Genomic DNA, 17,954 nt, shown 5'->3' with positions numbered 1-17,954 from the left:
CATACCTCGTCACGGCACGTGGCGCCTCCCCCGCTTTGGAATGGTGAGAGTCCCGGGATCCTGACCTCAGGCTGTGTACTATACTGCCCCCCAACCGACCTTCGTGACAGGCAGTTGAGACGGGCTGGCATGTTCAGCCACGGTTGCCATCGTATGGGCGCGAGCGTGACTTCACCAATCGACACTCGACAGGAGGGATCCCGATGCGTCCTCAGCAGCGGCACGGTCGTCTTCTCAGGTTCGCATCTGCCGCGATGGCCAGCAGCGCGATCGCGGTTCTTGCGGCGTTTGGCGCCCCCTCCCCTGCCGAGCTGAATCCGGGTGCGTCGGAGGCCTGCACCCAACATGCCAGCGCGGTCGACATCATCTTCGGCGGCGCCAACCTCAACAACATCGTCGACATCTTCCTGGACGAAGGATGGGTCTGGGTCGATCCCGAGGCGCGTTTCGAGCCTGGGAACAACCACCGATTCCGATCCGCGACGGGCGTGGTGCGCGACACGCATGTGGCCGCGCCGGACAGCTTTTCCAATCACGATTCTCACGATCTGGATTTCGTGATTCGCCTGGATCCCGAGCAGGATTATCTGTTGAGCCCGAGGTCGTCGGACGATCCAGACGACCCCGACCATGATCCGGATTCGCTTTCCATCGAGTGGGAAACCGGCATCAAGCCGGGGAACAAGAAGGGGGATGGCGCGAACCCGACCTTTCCAAAATGGATCTGGCCCTCCGACGGCGACCGCGCCTGGGTCGAGGGACACTGGGTCTACGACTGCGGACACGAGGAAGGCGATCTGTATCACACGGAAATCCACCCTCCCCGCGCCGTGGCCATCATGCGGGACGTGGCGGCGCCGCTGGACGGTACGGGCAGCACGCCGGTGCCTGTCACTCTGACCGATGTCTACATCCACGGACGGGGCGGATACGGCGTGCAGCAGCTGAATTGCGGCCTGGGGATCACGACCGGTCCCTTCGGAGACACGTGTGGATACCCGGTGCCGCCGGAAGACGAATCGTACAAGACCACGCCGATCGACACTCTGTTCACTTTCGATGTCTGCCTGCCGCCACGGCCGCCGCACAGCGCCTTCAGCACCCGGGTCGAGGTTGGCCCGCGAAACACCGTCTCGATCGCGCCGGATCTGCAGCCGATGCCGGCCGAGAAGGCCTGCGTGGGCGATCCGCGGTTCGATTCAGGAACGATGATGCGCGTGACCATCAACCTGGAAGGCAGCGGCACGCCGCCCGAGGCCGTGTACGCGCGGCGGATCTATGCAGGCTGGGTCTCGGAGCCTCCCTCCATCCTGCGGCACCGGGCCCTTACCCTGAACCTGATGGATTTGCACGATGAGAATGACACCCTTCCTGGAAGCGACGGCGAGCTGTCCTTCATGTGGATGAACGTCAACCGGGCGCCCGACGCCTGGCTTCGCATGTCGGATTTCGCCGACGGCGACATGGCCCACTACGACGATGACGGCAGCTTTGGCGATGGCGAGATGACCTTCACAGGAGCCACGCTCGATTTCTATCTCCGGGACGATCACGACTACCGGTTCCTCTCGAAGGGCCAGGAGCAGGACTGCCTCGACGACTATTTCGGCTCTCATTACCTGGACCCGCTCGTCTACGTGTACTGCTACGTGGTCAACCTTTTCGAGGAAGGCCGCAACGACGAGATGCCGACGGGGAAGCACACCTTTGCCTCTGGATTTCTAGGTCCCCAGGGGGTGGCAGGTGGGGACGATTATGACCTTCGCTTGAACGTCGCCGATGTCCCGACGACGAACGAGGATAGCGCGGATCTCTTCATCAGCACCTCCTGCACCGGATCGGGCGGCGAGGTCGTGCTCGTCGGCCAGCCCATGACGTGCACGAGCCCGGTCGGCAACGTGGGCCCGGGAATTCCTCGAAAGGCGCTGGCGATCCAGACGTTCATTCCGAGCGCCGGATCGGCCCAGGTCGATGGCTCCAGCTGGACGGTCGCGGCGCCGTACGAGATCGGCACGCAAGCCTGCACGACCGCCAGCACGGAGGCGAAGTGCGAGCTGGGGACCGTCCCGTTCAACGGCACGGCCAATCTGACGATGACCGCGACCCTGACGTCGGCGGGGTTGCTCACCGAACGGGCGATCGTCACGTCCGCCTCGACCGACTCGCCCATCACCAACAATCAGGCGGAAACGACGATCGACGTCTTTCTGCCGATCGCGATCGACATCGAGCCCAAGGATTCGCTCAACATCGTGAACATGAATCGCAACCAGGTGACCGTGGCCGTCCTGACGACGGACACCTTCGACGCGGCCTCGGTCGACGTGTCGACGGTCTGCTTCGGCGACGCCGACGCTCCCGGCGAGCGCAATTGCGCCGAACAGCACGTCACCGGCCACCTGCAGGATGTCAACAAGGATCACCGGCCGGATCTCGTTCTCCATTATGAGCTGGCCGGCACCGGCATCGATCCGGCCGACACGAGGGCGTGCCTGAAGGGGAGGACGACTGGAAATATCGGCGTCTTCGGCTGCGACGCGATCACAACGCAGTAGAAACGTTGTCCCGATGGCCGACCGCGCGATCCAGACGTCGCCGCCAGGGCGTCGCCCCCTGAAGTCGGCCGACACCATGCGGTCAGACCCGCGATGTTCGGGCCCGGATGGCTGCCCGTCTGCGTAACTGGGCCGGCGATGTGCGCTGGCGGCCGGCGCGGATCGACCGCCCGGGCAGCCAGGAAGAGCTCGTGGCCTGCGTCCGCCGCTCGACCATGCCCATTCGGGTGCTGGGAGCCGGCCATTCGTTCACCGCGCTTTGCGCGACCGACCACCAGACCATCCGGCTCGACCGGCTCAACGGCCTGGTGTCACTGGACCGCGAGCCGAAGGAGGCGACGGTCTGGGCGGGGACCCGGCTGCGCGAGCTGGGACCGCTGCTCGCCCGCCAGGGCCTTGCCATCGAAAACCAGGGGGACATCGATACCCAGTCCCTGGGCGGGGTCCTGGCCACCGGGACGCACGGCACCGGGGCGCGGCTGGGCTGCATCTCCAGCCAGGTTCTCGAGCTGACCCTGGTCACAGGGGCGGGCGACAGCGTGACCTTGAGCCGCCGGCATGGTGAGCGGCTCTTCCGGGCCGCGGCCGTTTCGCTGGGAAGCCTCGGCATCCTGTCCCAGGTCCGCCTGAAGGTCTGTCCGGTGTACCGACTGTCCGAGGTGCGACGTCGGGTTCCGCTCGACGAGTGCCTGGCCCGCGTCGCCGCCTCCGCCGCCCGACATCGCCACTTCGAGTTCTTCTGGTTTCCCTATTCGGACCTGGCCCTCACCAAGACCCTCGATCGGGTCCCGGCGGAGGAGAATCCTCCGAACCGGTTCCGCCCCTTCCTCACCAACCTGCTCCTGGAGAACCTGGCTTTCTGGCTGACCTGCCAGGGCTCGCGCCTGCGCCCGGCCTGGACACCGGCCATCAACGCCTTGTGCGCCCGCACCCTGGACGAGGCGGAGTATCTGGGCCCGCCCCATCGCATCTTCCCCTCTCCGCGCCTGGTGCGCTTCCACGAGATGGAGTACGCGGTGCCTGCCGACCGCGGCCCCGACTGCGTGCGCGAGCTGCGCGAGTTCATCATCCGCCGGAGGCTGCCGGTGAGCTTCCCCATCGAATACCGGTACGTGCGGGAGGATGATTTTTTCCTGTCCCCCTTTTTCAAACGTGATTCCGCCACACTCTCCATCAATGTCTTTCATCCCAACAGCTACCGGGAGTATTTCGACGGCGCCGAGGCGATCTTTCAGAATCACGCCGGTCGGCCGCACTGGGGCAAGAAGCACAATGCGGGACCCGCCTATCTGCGCCGCGTGTATCCCCACTGGGACGACTTCCTGCACATTCGGGAGGAGCTCGACCCGGGGGAACGATTCCTGAACCCCCACCTGCGCGAGCTGTTTCTTGAATAGCGCGGTCCACACGAACCGCGACGATTCAAGTCATCGGCCGCCAGCGGTTCTGAAGACCCGCCGCGGCGGAGGCGAGACCGTCGGGAACAACGCCCTGGACGCGATCCGGAGGGTGAGGTGCGCGGCCGGATTCAGGCACTTGATGTAGAGCCAGCGCGCGCTCACCTCGGCGCCCAGGCGCTGCTTCAGGTCATAGCTCGTCTGTCCCAGCTCGAGCCGCGTTGCCCCGTGACGAATCGCCTCGGCGACGATTTCGGCGATCAGCGTGAGGTAGGCCTGGGACTGGGGGTGGTGGGCGTAGTCGATACCCGCGAGCAGGAAGGTGAGAGCGCCCGGGGCATGGAGCAGGACTGCGGCAGCGAGGAGCGCGCCGTCGCGCTCGACGAGAATGGCCGTGGTCTGGTCGCCGAGATCGGCCGCGAGGTGCTGGAAGAACGCCAGGTTCAGCCGCTCGAGCTGGAACGGCGCCCGGTCCATGACCTGTTCGTACAGGGGAAAGATGCGCGCGGCCTGCTCTCCCCAGGCCGGGACCAGGCGCACCGTGAGCCCCAGCTGCTCGCGCGCCCGAAGGCTCGTCAGGATCTGCCGTCGGTACCCCGCCCGCATCGCGCCGACGTACTCCTCGAAGGTGCGCCACGCGATGGCGAGGCTGCAGGACGGGATGCTGGGCGCCCGGAAGTAACCGTGCTCCGTCAGCGGCTCCACGACCGGTTGTTCCCGCGGCGAGAATTCCTTGAAGCACAGCACGGCCGTGCCGGTACCCTGCGCCCAGCTCTCCAGCTCCCGCGCGACCAAGCGCGTGATCGCCGGCGCGTCGGCCCCGGGGCGGAGCCGCAGGCACGACTGCCCAAACGACACCGGCAACCCGCAGAACGCCACCGGGACGCGGAGGAAGTCGCGACGCCACCGCCGCATCCCCTGGATTGCGCCGCGCACGACGCCGGTGGAGAGCAGATCGAGCGCCACTTCCATACGACAGCAGCTCGCGATCGCGTGCAACCGCTCGTCGTCGTGCACCGTGATGTGCCGATAGGCCGCGTCCGCCACCCGCGAATTTTGGCAGGCGCCGATGAAGCGCTGCGTCGCCTGAACGTCGTCCGGCGCCAGCAGGGAATCCCATTCGCGCGGATCCACGTCGCCGATATCGGTGTACGCATGGACGACGTAGCGTCCCGTCTCGCCGGCGGTGGAGCGCCGCGGACGTGCCGTGGCCACGCTCACCTGGGGTCGGCCGGGCGGCCGGCCCGGTCGAATGCCTCGAGCGCTTCGTCGAGATCCGCGGCCGATTGGGCCGCGGTGGCGCACAGCCGCAGTCGAGCGGCACCCCGCGGCACGGCCGGATGAACCACGGCGGAGACGAGGACCCCTTCGTCGAACAGCCGCCGCGCGAGCCGCCAGGCCGCGACCTCCTCGCCGACCAGCACCGGCACGATGGCGCTCGCGGAATTCCCCGTGTCATAGCCGCGCGCGCGGAGCCCGAGGCGCAACGCTTCGGCGTTGCGCCGCTGGGCCTCGAGCCGTTCCGGTTCCCGCCGCGCCACGCGCAGCGCCTCGAGCGCGGCCCCCGCGGCCGCGGGACCGAGCGCCGCCGAGAACCAGAACGGCGCCGCGGCATGCTGCAGGTACACGATCAGGTCGCGTCGGCCGGCGACGAACCCGCCATTCGACGGCACGGCTTTCGAAAGCGAGCCGGTCCAGATGTCGACCGCGCTGGCCGCGATGCCGAAGTGCTCGTGGACACCTCGCCCCGTGGCGCCGAGCACCCCCATCGCGTGCGCCTCATCCACCAGGAGAAAGGCGCCGTACCGGCGCTTCAGCTCCACCAGCTCGGGCAGCGGGCACAGGTCGCCGTCCATGGAGTAGAGGCCATCCACCACGATCAGGGTGCGGTGTCGGGCTGGCTCACGCCGCAGCTCGCGCTCAAGGGCAGCGACGTCGTTGTGGGGGAAGGTCGTCACCGGCACGCGGGCCAGGACGCACGCGTCGTGCAGGCTCCTGTGTGCGCGGGCGTCGAGCAACACGCGGTCCCGCGGACCGAAGAGAGCGGCCACGACCGCGAGGTTCGCGAGGTACCCCGACCCGAATGCAAGGGCCGCCCCCACATCCTTGAACGCGGCGATTTCGCTCTCGAGGTCGCGGTGCAGGACGGTCGTACCGGTGAGCATGCGTACGCCCCCCGTCCCCGTCCCGTAGGTCCGGACCGCGGCGATGGCGGCCTCCTCGACCGCCGGATGGCCCGCGAGGCCCAGGTAGTCGTAGCAGGAGAGCATGATCCGCGAGCGCCCCAGGACCCGGGCCCGCGTGCCCGTGCGCCCCTCGAGGGGCATCTGGTAGGTGTAGAGCCCCTCCTCGTCCCCCCAGGAAAGCAGGGAGAACCAGCGCCGGGCAACGGGGAGATCCAGCAGGCCGTCCGGGGGCACCGGTCGAGGCCCATGGTTTCGGAAGAACCCGTTGAACGGGTCCAGCCGCTCCGGGGCGATAACGGACAGCGTCACGGTCGCTTTGCAGTGCGCCGACCCGCCGCCGTTCGCAAGCACACGGGTGGGCGAGGGTGTGCCACTTCTGAGCAGCATGAACTCACCCTTCCTGGGCGCCACCGAGCCCCCGTGTGTGATAGAGCATGATTAGTAAAGCATACGCGCGACTTTCGTGAAGGGTTCCCATTTCCTTCCCCCGGACGGAGTCAAATGGCCCCGGGCAGCCTGGCGCGCCGCGGGTGACAGGCAGGCGGCGGTGCGGTAGGCTGTGCGACCCATGGACGGCACGGTCTCTCCGGCGCTCCAGGCCCTGTTCCGGCGCATCATCGCGCGGCGTCGGTTCATCCTGGTCGTGTACGCGCTCGTGGTCCCGCTGGCCATCGCGCTGGCTTTCCGGATCGAGACCGACAACTCCATCGCCCGCCTCGTCGTCCAGGGGGACGCCGATTTCCGGGACAACCAGGAGTTCCAGCGGCTCTTCCCCGAGGGGGAGCAGGTCGTGCTCCTGGTCGAGTCGGCCGATCCGTTCGACCCCGGGGCGCTGGCCCGCTTCGAGGCGATCGAGCGCAGCATGGGGATGGTGCCGCGAGTCCAGACCTTCTCGGCCCTGGCCCTCTATGACCGGACGCACCCGGGCGCCCGAGCCTCGCCCGGCTGGGAGGAGGATTTCCGCCGCTTCGCCACCGGGACCGACCTGTTCCGCAAGCAGGGGCTCGTGGGGAGCGGCTTTCTGGGGCTGGCGCTCGATCTTCAGGTGGGGGACGCGGGGGGGCGCGATGCGATCCTCGCCGCCCTCGACGCCGCGCTCAACCCCTTCGAGAACGGACCGGAAGCCGGAGCCCGGATCCCCAGGGTGGGCGGCCCGTACGTCGACGCCTACCTCGAGATCGAAACGGTGCGCGCCAGCCGCCGGTCCTTCCCGCTCTTCGGGCTGTTCGTCGTCACGATCACGCTGGTCCTGTTCCGCTCCCTGCGGACGCTTGCCGCGTTCCTCCTGACCCTGGCGGCAAGCGTGGCGCTCACCGTCGCGGCCGGCAGGGTGCTGGGGTTCACCTTCACGATCGTGTCGTCCCTGGTGCCGCTCACGATCCTCGTCACCTGCACGGCGGCCCTCGTCTACCTGCAATCGCGCTTCGCCGAATGCCCCGAAGGGACCGACATCGAGGCGCACCGCGTGTTCGCCCTGGCGAACAAGTTCGTGGCCACGACCGCCTCGATCGTCGCGGCCGCGATCGGCTTCGCGGCGCTCGCGGTCTCCGGGATACGCCCGATCCGGGAGATGGGGCTGTGGGTCGCGGCGGGGCTGCTCCTGACCTGGGGTGTGGTGTTCACCCTGTTCCCGGCCCTGCAGGCGGCCCTCTCCGTGCCGGTCCTGCGCCGCAGGACCGGAGCCGGACGTCTGCTCGTGGGCCTCGTCGAGGGACTGCCGCGCTTGTCCTACCGCGTGCGCTGGGTGACGGTCGTGGCGGCCGGCCTGCTGATGGCCGCCGGCGCCGGCGCCCTGGCGGGAATCCCGGGTGTGATGGAGCCCCTGCGCATCGAGACCGACGCCCTCGACTACATCCGCAAGGACCTGCCGCTCTACAAGGACATGCGCCGCTTCGAGCAGTCGATCTCCGGCCTGTCCCCCGTCCAGGCGTGGATCACCGGCCCCGAGGGGGCGCTGCTGCGTCCGGAGGTGCTCCGCGGTGTCGAGGGGTTCGCGCGCGCCCTGGAAGCCGACCGACGCATCGGCTCCGTGACCGGCCCGACCACGATCCTGCGCTTCCAGAGGTACGTGGGCGGAGAAGGGGATCGCCTCCCCGACGATCCGGCCGCCTGGTCCAGTCTCGCCGGGGAGCTCGACCGGCTGCTCCTGCAGGAGCCGGGGGCGCGCTCCTACGTGGACGTGGGGACGCTGGCGCAGGCCCGGCTGGCGATGGTCTACCGCGCGACGGACTTCGCGGGCGTGGACGATCTGAAATCGTTCGTGCGCGGCGCCTGGGACACGGCGTTGGCGCGGCACCAGGCGCTGCGCGAATGCCGGCTGCGCGTGGTCGGCACAGGGCTTTTGCAGGCGAAGATCGGCGAGTACCTCGTCCCGACGCTGACCGAGAGCTTCGCGCTGACGGTCGTGATCATCTTCGTCGCCTTCCTGGTGGTGTTCCGCAGCGGGGCCGCGCGGCTCCTGGCGATGATCCCGTCCCTGTTCGCGATCCTGGTGATGTTCCTCGTGATGCGCCTGGTCGGCATCCCGCTGAACGTGGCGACGATCCTGATCGCCTCGACCGTCCTCGGAGCATCGGAGAACGACCAGATCCACTTCTTCTATCATTTTCAGGAGCTAGGCCGCGGAGCCACGACCGAGGAGGCGCTGCGTCACGCCCTGTTCGTGGCGGGCCGCGCCATCCTGTTCGCGACCCTCATCAACGCGGGCGGCTTCCTGGCGCTGGGCCTCTCGGGACTGCCCCCCATGCGGCAGTTCGGCATCGTCTCCGCGAGCGCGTTTGTGCTGTCGATGCTGGCGAGCCTGACCATCCTGCCGTCGGCCCTCTGGATCGTCTATCGCGAGCGCCCCGACGCCGCGCCGGGACAACCGGCGGCGGTCGACCCGACGGCACCAGGAACCTCAGGCTGACATTCCCGCTCGCTGCCCGCACCCAACCCTTCCGCGAGGTGCTCTCTGATAGCATGCCGGCTCGGGGAGAAGGCGTGCGAATCGCGACGTGGAACGTCAACGGCCTCCGGGCGCGGCTCGAGTTCCTGCTGCTCTGGCTGCGCGAGCGCCGTCCCGACCTGGTGGGGCTCCAGGAGCTCAAGCTCACGGAGGACCAGTTTCCCCACGCCCTCCTCGAGGCCGAGGGGTATCGGGCGGTCGTTCACGCCCAGAAGGCGTGGAACGGCGTGGCGATCCTGAGCCGCCGCCAGGTCACGGTCACGCAGAAAGGACTGCCCGGGCAGGACGAGTCCGGCGCGCGGCTGATCACCGCCGATGCGGAGGGGCTGTCGTTCACGACCATCTACTGCCCCAACGGCAAGGACGTCGGTCATCCGGACTACCCGCGCAAGCTCGCGTGGTTCGAGGCGCTCGCGACGCACCTGCGCGGGCTGCACCGGCAGGACCGTCCCGCGGTCCTGTGCGGCGACTTCAACATCTGCCCGGCCCCGATCGACAGCTGGAACGAGGACCTGCTGCGGGGCACGATCTTCCACACCGCCGAGGAGCGCGCCCGCTTCGCGGCGATCGTCGAGGGGGGCCTGCTCGACCTGTTCCGCCGGCTCCATCCCGAGGCGCGCTCATTCTCGTGGTGGGACTACCGCGCCGGGGCTTTCCCGCGCAACCAGGGGCTTCGGCTCGACCTTCTCCTGGCGACCCGGGACATCGCCGAGCGCCTGCAAGCCGTCGAGATCGATCGCGATTACCGGAAGAAGAAGGACGATCGGATCCCCTCGGATCACGCGCCGGTCTTCGCCGACCTGTAAGCGACCTCGCTCGAGCCACCCGGTCGCCGAGCCCCGTTCGCCGGGCCGCTCATGGCCTGATTCTCATAATCAGAGTGTTCGAGTCGCCGAGCCCGAGGCCGGCACCGAGCAGCGTCACTCGGTACTCGCCGGGCCGCGCGAGCCGGTAGCCGCGAGCGCCGTTCAGCAGGACGTTGAGGGTGGCGCTGGCGCCAGGCTGCAGGGTCATCATGCGCGCCGGCCCCCGATTTTGAATCGGATCGGCGGCGGCGCTCCCCTGCGGGTCGAGAACCCGGAAGCGCGCCGTCCCGTCGGCGACCGAGAGCGCGGCCGGCACCTGGACCGCCTTCCCAGTTCGGTTTTCGATGGTGACCAAGAGCTCGATGACCTCCGCGGCCCGGTATGCGGAGCTCCGTGCCGCGATGGTGGTGATGACACCCGGGATCGGCGCGGCGGCATCGACCGCGACCGACCCGCCAAGTGCTCGCCCGTACGCGGCTGTCGCGCCGGCGGTCTTCACTTCGATCTCCTGGATCGAGTTCAGGTTCAACTCCTGGCCGCGCTCGCCTGTGAGCGGGTCGCCGGCCGAGACTCCGTCCACCAGAGTGACCACGTCGACATCGCGGGAGCCGTGGATGGTTGGTTTCCCGTCCCCGTCGACACCGGGGCCCAGAATCAAGACCTCCTGATAGTCCCGGCCCAGGATCGGCAGCGAATCGATGAATGCGGAGGAGAACTGGGTCGTCGTGGCTTGCGATTGCGCGGCGACCCGGACGCGCTCCATCATCTCGACTCCCGCCGGGGCGCCGTAGGTCATGTCGTAGCTGACACCCGCCGGCGTGCAGACCGGCACCTCGACCAGCGCCGGTTTTCCGGGACCGGTGTCGACCCGGTCCTCGACGGCGACGAACGAGGTGTACTTCGAGACCAGTCGGTGGGCCAGGGCGACGCGGGTGATCTCCTCGACGAGCGCCGGCTGCGGGCCGACGATGAGCCGGTCGGAGAGATCCTCGATGCGGGCGCGCGCCCAGAGCGTGCCGATCGCCTCCCCCTCGTCCTGCCGGGCGGGGAGCGAGACGGTGAAGCGTTTCTCGAACGGTCTGCCCCCCAGCCGGGCGTGCAGGGTCACGTCCGCCTTCCCCGCCAGACCGTAGCGGCCATACACGGTGACGGGCTGGCCGAGGAACAGGTCCGGGATCTCGCGCGGATACATGTCGGTCACGCCGAGCCCCCCCCAGTCGATCTGGACGTCGGTGAGGTACGGGCTGCGGATCCGGTCGTAGAAGCGCCGGATCGCCTTGCCGGAATCGTCCCCCGGCAGGACATACTCGACCGCTCCCCGTCCGAAATCCGCCATCTTGTCGAGCAGATACCGGTTGACGCTGGTGCCGACTCCGAAGGAGAAGAGCCGCGCGCCGCCCAGGTGCATTGACGTGTACGCCAGGATCGCCTCCTCGTTGCCGATGTACCCGTCGGTCATGAAGGAGATGATGCGCAGGCGATGCGGATCCTCCGGGTACGCCAGGGCGGTCCTCACCCCCTCCAGCATGATCGTGCCGCCCTGACCCGACAGGTGGGTGACGTACCGCAGAGCGCGCCCGATGTTGCCGGGGGTCGCCAGGACGGGGGAGGGCTCGAAGGTCTCCGCCCCGTTCGAAAAGCGCACGATCTGGAACGTGTCGCGAGGATCCAGCCCCTGCAGGGCATAGCGCATCGCCTCCTTGACCTTGTCGATCGGGTCGCCGCTCATCGAGCCGGAGCAGTCGACCACGAAGATCATCTCCTTCGGGGCGATGTCGGTGGCGGGCGGCTTCGCTTGGGGCTGGATGATCATCAGGAAATAGCCGTCCCCCTCCCCGCGGTGGGACAGGACGATCAGGTTCGCGGCGTCGCCATCGACGCGGTAGCGCAGGACGAAGTCCCGGTTCGGGATCGAGTCCTCCTCTTTGAGCCGGATGATGTCGCCGCCGCGGCCATCGCTCTCGACGCGGATCCGGTGCGAGGGGGACATGAGCCCGCGCACCGTGGCGCCGGCGTCCAGCCGCACTTCGAGGGAGATGTCGTGCCCGGTGCGCGTCTCGGGACGGAGCCCGGGAGGCGTGATGCGCGACGCGTCCGGCACCTCCGTCGTATCGGGCAAGCGGCCGTGCTCCCCGGCCTTCACGGGAGCGCCCGGAATGAAGCGCGGGCCGACGACCATCGGGAAGGAGAATTCGTAGTCGCCCGAGGCGTAGGGGACGGTCTCGAAATAGCGGATCGTCACCACCACCTCGCCGCCGGGAAGGATGTTCGCCACCGACTGGGTGAAGATATTCGGTCGCTCCTGATCCAGCAGGGCGGCGATGTGACCGGCCTGGCGGGCCGCCTCGTACGCGGCGCGGGCCTCCTTCCGCTTCTTGATCAGGCTCTTGATCGTCCGGTCTCCGACGAGGATCTCCATGTCGTGGACCGCGGCGCGGTCGGGCAGCGGGAAGACATACACCGCCTCGATCTTCCTGTCGTAGGGATTCTGGAAGGTCTGGACCACCTCGACCTGCGCCACGCTGCCGGTGATCTCCGCGACGACGTCCGTGTGCTTCAGGGGGCACTGCTCGACCGGCCCGCCCGGCGTCACGACGCGCAGCTCGCCGCCGGTGGGGGCGGGCTGTTCGGCGCGCGCCATCGGGGGGGCCGCGAAGAGGAAGGCAAGGACGAGGCACAATGGGAATGGACCGACAGTCTGTTTCATCACGACACCTCCGACGAGTTCGCGGATTCCCCTCGTTCAATCTACGGTGATTGGACACGGAGCGCCGCCCGAAGTTCCCTCCACGACGAGACGGCGCGGTATCGAGGGCGCGGCGGGCGCGGCATGCGGACAGCACACCAGGCCGGCCGAGGACGCGGGGACCGGTCCGGACAGGTTTACATCCGCGCCGGGAGTGAAGAGAATGGCCCTGTGGCGCACACTTTCAGGGTCCGCATCGGCGCGCAATCGACATGATCTCCTTCGCCGACGTCGGCAAGCAGTACGGGAAGCAGATCCTCTTCGTCGAGGCCTCCTTCCAGATCAACGCCGGGGAGAAGGTCGGGCTCGTCGGCCCGAACGGTGCGGGGAAGACCACCGTCTTCCGGATGATCGTGGGGGAAGAGTCGCCGGACGACGGCGAGGTGGCGGTCCCGAAGCGGCTGACCATCGGCTACTTCCGCCAGGATGTGGAGGAGATGGCGGGGCGCTCGGTGCTGGACGAGGCCATCGCCGGCAGCGGCCGTGTCGGCGACCTGCATCACGAGCTGGAGTCGCTCCAGCACGCCCTGGCCGACCCGGCCCGGGCCGGCGAACTGGACACGATCCTGGCTCGCTACGGCGAGGTGCAGGAGGAGTACACGCACCTGGGGGGCTACGCGCTCGAGAGCCAGGCGCGGGAGGTCCTGCACGGGCTCGGGTTCGACGACGAGCGGATCGACGGCGACGTCGGCGCGCTGTCGGGCGGCTGGAAGATGCGTGTGGCGATGGCGCGCGTGCTGCTCGGCCGGCCCGGCGTGCTCCTGATGGACGAGCCGACCAATCACCTCGACATCGAGTCGATCATCTGGCTCGAGTCGTATCTGAAGGGCTACCCGGGCGCCCTGCTCATGACCTCGCACGACCGCGACTTCCTGAACCGCGTCGTCTCGAAGATCGCGGAGATCGACGGCGGCGAGATCACGGTCTACTCCGGCAACTATGACTTCTACGATCGCGAGCGCCGGCTGCGCGAGGCGAACCGCGAGGCGGCCTACACGCGCCAGCAGGCGATGCTCGCCAAGGAGCAGCGATTCATCGACCGGTTCAGGACGCACGCCGCCAAGGCCGCGCAGGTGCAGAGCCGCATCAAGGCCCTCGACAAGATCGAGAAGGTCACCCTCCCCAAGCAGCGCACGGTCGTGAGCTTCGATTTTCGCGACCCGCCCCGTTCGGGCGACCAGGTTCTGGTGATCGAGAACCTCCACAAGGCCTTCGGCCGGCGTGTCCTCTACGAGGGGATGAACCTGACGATCCGGCGCGGCGAGCGGTGGGCGGTCATGGGCCGGAACGGCGCCGGCAAGACGACCCTGCTGAAGATCATTGCGGGCGTGCTGTCCCCCGATGCGGGCAACGTCCGGCTCGGCGCCGCCCTCAAGATGGGCTACTTCGCCCAGCAGTCGCTCGACGTCCTCAACACGGATCTCACGGTCTTCGAGCAGCTGCAGGCCGATTTCCCGCTCGAGGGGGCCGGGATGCTCCGCTCTCTGGCGGGAGCATTTCAGTTCTCGGGAGACGACGTCGACAAGAAGATCAGGGCCCTCTCCGGCGGCGAGCGGTCACGCCTGGCGATGGCTCGCCTGCTCTTCGACCCCCCGAATTTCCTCGTCCTCGACGAGCCCACCAATCACCTGGACCTCGCGACCAAGGAGATGCTGGTCGACTCCCTCGAATCCTTCGCGGGGACGATGATCTTCGTGTCGCACGACCGCACCTTCCTGCGCGGCCTGGGGACCCGCGTGCTCGAGCTCGGCGGAGAGAGCGGGATGGGGCCGCAGCCGCACCTGTATCCGGGATCCTACGTCGAGTACGTCGAGCGGACCGGGCACGAGGCGCCGGGAACGCACGCCTAGCCCCTTCGCCAGGAAGCACCGCTCATGGGGCAAATGTGACCGCAGTGCCGCCTCGAGAGCGTCTGGAGCACCCTCTCGCTGAAGGTATGGCGGTCCCGGAAACAGGTCTCACTAACCGCCACTCCACGCACGCCAGTCATAGTTCGTGAAAGCGTCGGCGTCCATTAGCGGGATGACCGCCGGATGGAACCATCTGAACGATTGTATGCCAACGCGAAGTGAGCCGAGGGCGCGGCCCCAGCGATTGCGTTTCGTCCGATCGAAGCGGTTGCAGCCTTGGTCCCTGACCGTCAGTCCAGTGAAGCCAGTCGAACTCGTCTGTGAGACTCCTCGAAATATGTTGCAATAGGCCCTTGTTCGACTGCTCACTGTGCCTATCGCCAGGAGCCCAAAAGTGTCCGGACCGCCGTCATAGTCATTCAGATCGCAGACATTGTTATAGAAATCCACATCTCGGTTCACGGGAACGTCCTCAGCTTGAAGCAGGAGGCAGGACAAGCGCGTGACGCCGTCAGTGTCCATGTTATAGAGCAGATTGCTGTCAATCCGGCGTGTCTGAGTTGTGAACGCGGACGCACTAAGAAACTTTATCTGGACGGCGTTTGCAGTACAAGAAAGTGGATGAGACCGGGTGACGACATTTCCTGTCGCCTCGACCGGCGCATGGAGCGCCCCACGCTGGTCAGAAGAATCGCATGGCGCGGTAGCGTCATCCTCCATGTTCACGTCCTTGATGAAATTGAACAGACTCCGCCCACCATACATCGCCCCACCGACGATTCTGGAGATATAACTGTCGCTGACCAGGGCGCCGCCAGTATCCTGAGTCCTGTCGCCAGAGACAACAGCACCGCCTGGCGTCGAACCGCCTGTGAGATTGCTGTCGATGTTGACCATGAAACCATTGCGAACCGCCCACGAGGAAGAACTGGTGAAATTGGAATCGATGGCACGCCCCTCACGACCGTCCGCGCCGATATCCCATAGGGCAGCGCCTTCTACAACGACGCCTCCCTTCCCGAAGCCCAGGCCAACATGGACTGCACCATAGCCCGCGATGCCAGGAGCCTGGTGGATGATCACATTCCGCCACAGAATATTGCGCAGGACGGCACCGGAGGGAACGATTCCCAACGCCGCCCCAGCGCCCCAGCGGGCCAGGTGGAAACCATCCATGGTGATCCCATCCTGCGTTCCGGCAGGGTCGTCCATGAAGTAGTTGATGCCGGAGCCCATTAGGTTCTCGTCTTCACCTGGACAGGTGGTTCCAACCTGCGCGTCGACATCGTGGATGTAGAAGTGCCTGTACGTACGCGGAACGTTGGGGCGGGCGTCGGTGTTGCAGTCCGTTTGACTCACCTCCCACATCCCCTGCCGGGAGGCGAAGTTGTGGACATTGACGAACTCCATTGCACCTTCTCTCGAGTCTATCCTGGCACAGGTATCCCAAAGGACGGTTGAGCCGGAGCCGCCAGCACAGTTTTCAGCATCCTGACCAGAGCCTTTGTTGATTTCGATGTAGCGGAGATCGACTCCGGCCCCGTGAAAGTGAAACAGAATGCCATTGGTGATTGGATTCGTGCCTCCCTGTATCAGAATCGGCTTGAATACGACGAATTGGTCGCCGATTGCCGGAAGAGTGCCATCGCCATTGGCGGCGCCATCGGCGTCGCTATCAACCGGGGTCGCGTGGCGAAAGGGGCCGCCGTTGCCCGGGATCATGGTCAGAGACGACCAGCTGGCGGAGGAGGCGACGCCGCCAGGAGTCGAACCAGTCGAGTTGCGCGTGATCTGGTAATCGCAAGGACCGCCGCCACAGGCGGTTGCCGAGCATTCTGTCGTCGCACCGGCGCCGGTACAGCAAGCAAATGGAGCGCCGGCGCCGGTGCATTGATCTGGATAGCACGTCACCTCATACCAGAAATCCTGCGATTTGCCAGTTGTAAAGACGATGGTGTCACCGACAGCGCCGCCGGTCGGGGCCACTACTCCATCGGCGCAGTCGACCATGTCGGTGTCCGGCGTCGGGGCCGTCGCGCCACGGGTATAGTCAAGGACTGCGGTAGAAGCACGCTCGACACCACGCAGCGTTACGCTGGTGTAATTCGTTCCCGTGTCGTCCTCTCCGCCGAACATCGAGGGGCCCAGGAGCATCGCAATCCCGGCGCCCGTGCCAATCCAGGAGATTGTCAGGTCTTTGCCGTTGGAGACGAAAGTGCCGCGGGCATCGCCGACGTTCCCCACGACAAAGAAGGCTTCGCGCACAAAAATATTCAAAGGCGGTCCGTCGAACTGCATGACAACCGGGGAAACAGTGACCGTCGCCGTGCCGCCGGGCTGGATCCAAAGATAGTCGTAGGTCCTGGTGCCCGTCTGGTCCCAGCTCAGAGAGCCACCAGAAGCGACGACAATAGCATCCGTGGTCTGATCAGGGCCGCTGGCGTCAGTGCAGGAAGCGGCGCCTGACCAGTTCGTCCCAGAAGCGATGGTGCAGGTGCCGGTGCAGGTGCATACGTTCGCGAGAGCTGGCGGCACCATCAGAATCAAGAGCCCGGTGGCAGCGAGGATGCGTCTCATTTGAAGACCTCCGTTAATTCAACTGCGTGCGATCCAGATTCGGAAGTGACGGACGACGCCGTCCACTTGCCGCCGAGCGGCCTCGCGATCAGACACCAATCACCACCTCAGGCTGTATGGGGAATTTTAACATCAATTAGCCAGCCATCGTAGGGGTGCGGGGGGGCCGCGGGGTCGCCGATCGCAGCCCCCAGGCTGGCAGGCTGCTCGCGCGCCCGATCACCTGGCGGGACGCCCCAACATGCTGGCCACGGGTGGCCGCTGCCAAGGTGGTGGACGCGTGCCTGCAGGCACATCTAGAACGCACCATCCCCCTGCCGGAGGGCGCGTGTCCGAGCGCCGCCAACCGGAAGAGCCCGCAGAGCGCGACCGCAGACCCAGGACGATAGGTGCGGCGTCGTCCGCGAGCTGCTGTTGCGGGCGGAGCGAGACGCCCCGGTCGCCGTTTCCATAGTAGAAGAGCGCGCGCCTGTCGTCCGACTGGCCGTTGTCGTAGTAAAGCGCGCCGACGATCGCAGGGATCCGCGATCATCGGGACGAGGTTGTGGAGGCTGCGCTGCGTTTTATCCACGGCAGGGCCCCGACCAACACCGAAACTCAAGGCTCTGTACCGGCAGGGACCCGGGATGGCGTCAAGCTCCCCTACCCGCTCTGGGGACGGGAATATTTCGACGCGACTTTCACGAACGGCGCCGCGGAGGCCGGCGTGGGAACGGAGTGGCCCAGCAGGAGCTCGTGCGCCGTCACGGGAGGAAGACGCCTCGTGAGCGGGACCACGACAGGATCTGGGCGTGCAACTGGGCGTCGGTGGCGGCCTTCGCCGTTCGCCCGACCGGGCCTGCAACCGCGGCCGCGTCACCCCCCAGCGTGAACCGGTCCTTGAGGAGGTG

At 67.0% G+C, this 17,954-nt stretch carries 9 protein-coding genes and 1 pseudogene; 5 read left to right on the top strand and 5 right to left on the bottom strand.

The features are described 5' to 3' along the window. The first annotated feature begins 203 nt into the window (after positions 1-203). Positions 204-2,555: a hypothetical protein gene (locus VGV60_09530; protein ID HEV8701495.1), complete on the top strand. Its 2,352-nt coding sequence runs from the start codon at positions 204-206 to the stop codon at positions 2,553-2,555. 107 nt (positions 2,556-2,662) lie between these two features. After that, positions 2,663-3,952, top strand: coding sequence for a D-arabinono-1,4-lactone oxidase (locus VGV60_09525; GenBank protein ID HEV8701494.1), 1,290 nt, complete (start codon positions 2,663-2,665; stop codon positions 3,950-3,952). Positions 3,953-3,982: 30 nt separating this feature from the next. On the opposite strand, the gene VGV60_09520 is transcribed toward VGV60_09525, so the two are convergent. Both VGV60_09520 and VGV60_09515 read right to left on the bottom strand, forming a co-directional pair. Then, on the bottom strand, positions 3,983-5,167 hold the full coding sequence (locus tag VGV60_09520) for a GNAT family N-acetyltransferase (protein ID HEV8701493.1): 1,185 nt from the start codon (positions 5,165-5,167) through the stop codon (positions 3,983-3,985). A 2-nt stretch (positions 5,168-5,169) separates the two neighbouring features. Then, positions 5,170-6,525 (bottom strand): pyridoxal phosphate-dependent aminotransferase family protein, encoded by a 1,356-nt coding sequence (locus VGV60_09515; protein ID HEV8701492.1) that lies wholly within the window; start codon positions 6,523-6,525, stop codon positions 5,170-5,172. A gap of 181 nt (positions 6,526-6,706) precedes the next feature. Here VGV60_09515 and VGV60_09510 point away from each other — a divergent pair, with 181 nt between their 5' ends. Both VGV60_09510 and VGV60_09505 read left to right on the top strand, forming a co-directional pair. Then, positions 6,707-9,046, top strand: coding sequence for an MMPL family transporter (locus VGV60_09510; GenBank protein ID HEV8701491.1), 2,340 nt, complete (start codon positions 6,707-6,709; stop codon positions 9,044-9,046). A 74-nt stretch (positions 9,047-9,120) separates the two neighbouring features. Further along, complete coding sequence (locus VGV60_09505; GenBank protein ID HEV8701490.1) at positions 9,121-9,891, top strand: exodeoxyribonuclease III; 771 nt, start codon at positions 9,121-9,123, stop codon at positions 9,889-9,891. A gap of 49 nt (positions 9,892-9,940) precedes the next feature. Here VGV60_09505 and VGV60_09500 read toward each other — a convergent pair whose 3' ends face one another. Next, positions 9,941-12,598 carry a VIT domain-containing protein gene (locus VGV60_09500; protein ID HEV8701489.1) on the bottom strand — a complete coding sequence of 886 codons (2,658 nt, stop codon included), beginning with the start codon at positions 12,596-12,598 and terminating at the stop codon, positions 9,941-9,943. 251 nt (positions 12,599-12,849) lie between these two features. Here VGV60_09500 and VGV60_09495 point away from each other — a divergent pair, with 251 nt between their 5' ends. Then, complete coding sequence (locus VGV60_09495; protein ID HEV8701488.1) at positions 12,850-14,487, top strand: ABC-F family ATP-binding cassette domain-containing protein; 1,638 nt, start codon at positions 12,850-12,852, stop codon at positions 14,485-14,487. Between the two features lie 111 nt (positions 14,488-14,598). Here the strand turns inward: VGV60_09495 and VGV60_09490 are convergent, their stop codons facing one another. Together VGV60_09490 and VGV60_09485 are read right to left on the bottom strand one after the other, a co-directional pair. Then, positions 14,599-17,064, bottom strand: coding sequence for a hypothetical protein (locus VGV60_09490; protein HEV8701487.1), 2,466 nt, complete (start codon positions 17,062-17,064; stop codon positions 14,599-14,601). Positions 17,065-17,816: 752 nt separating this feature from the next. Next, a pseudogene (locus tag VGV60_09485) lies at positions 17,817-17,954 on the bottom strand (YSC84-related protein).

It is taken from the genome of Candidatus Polarisedimenticolia bacterium, assembly GCA_036001465.1.
Classification (GTDB): Bacteria; Acidobacteriota; Polarisedimenticolia; order Gp22-AA2; family Gp22-AA2; genus Gp22-AA3.
The sequence above is the reverse complement of the archived record's forward strand: the minus strand, read 5'-3'. Positions and strand labels throughout refer to the sequence as shown.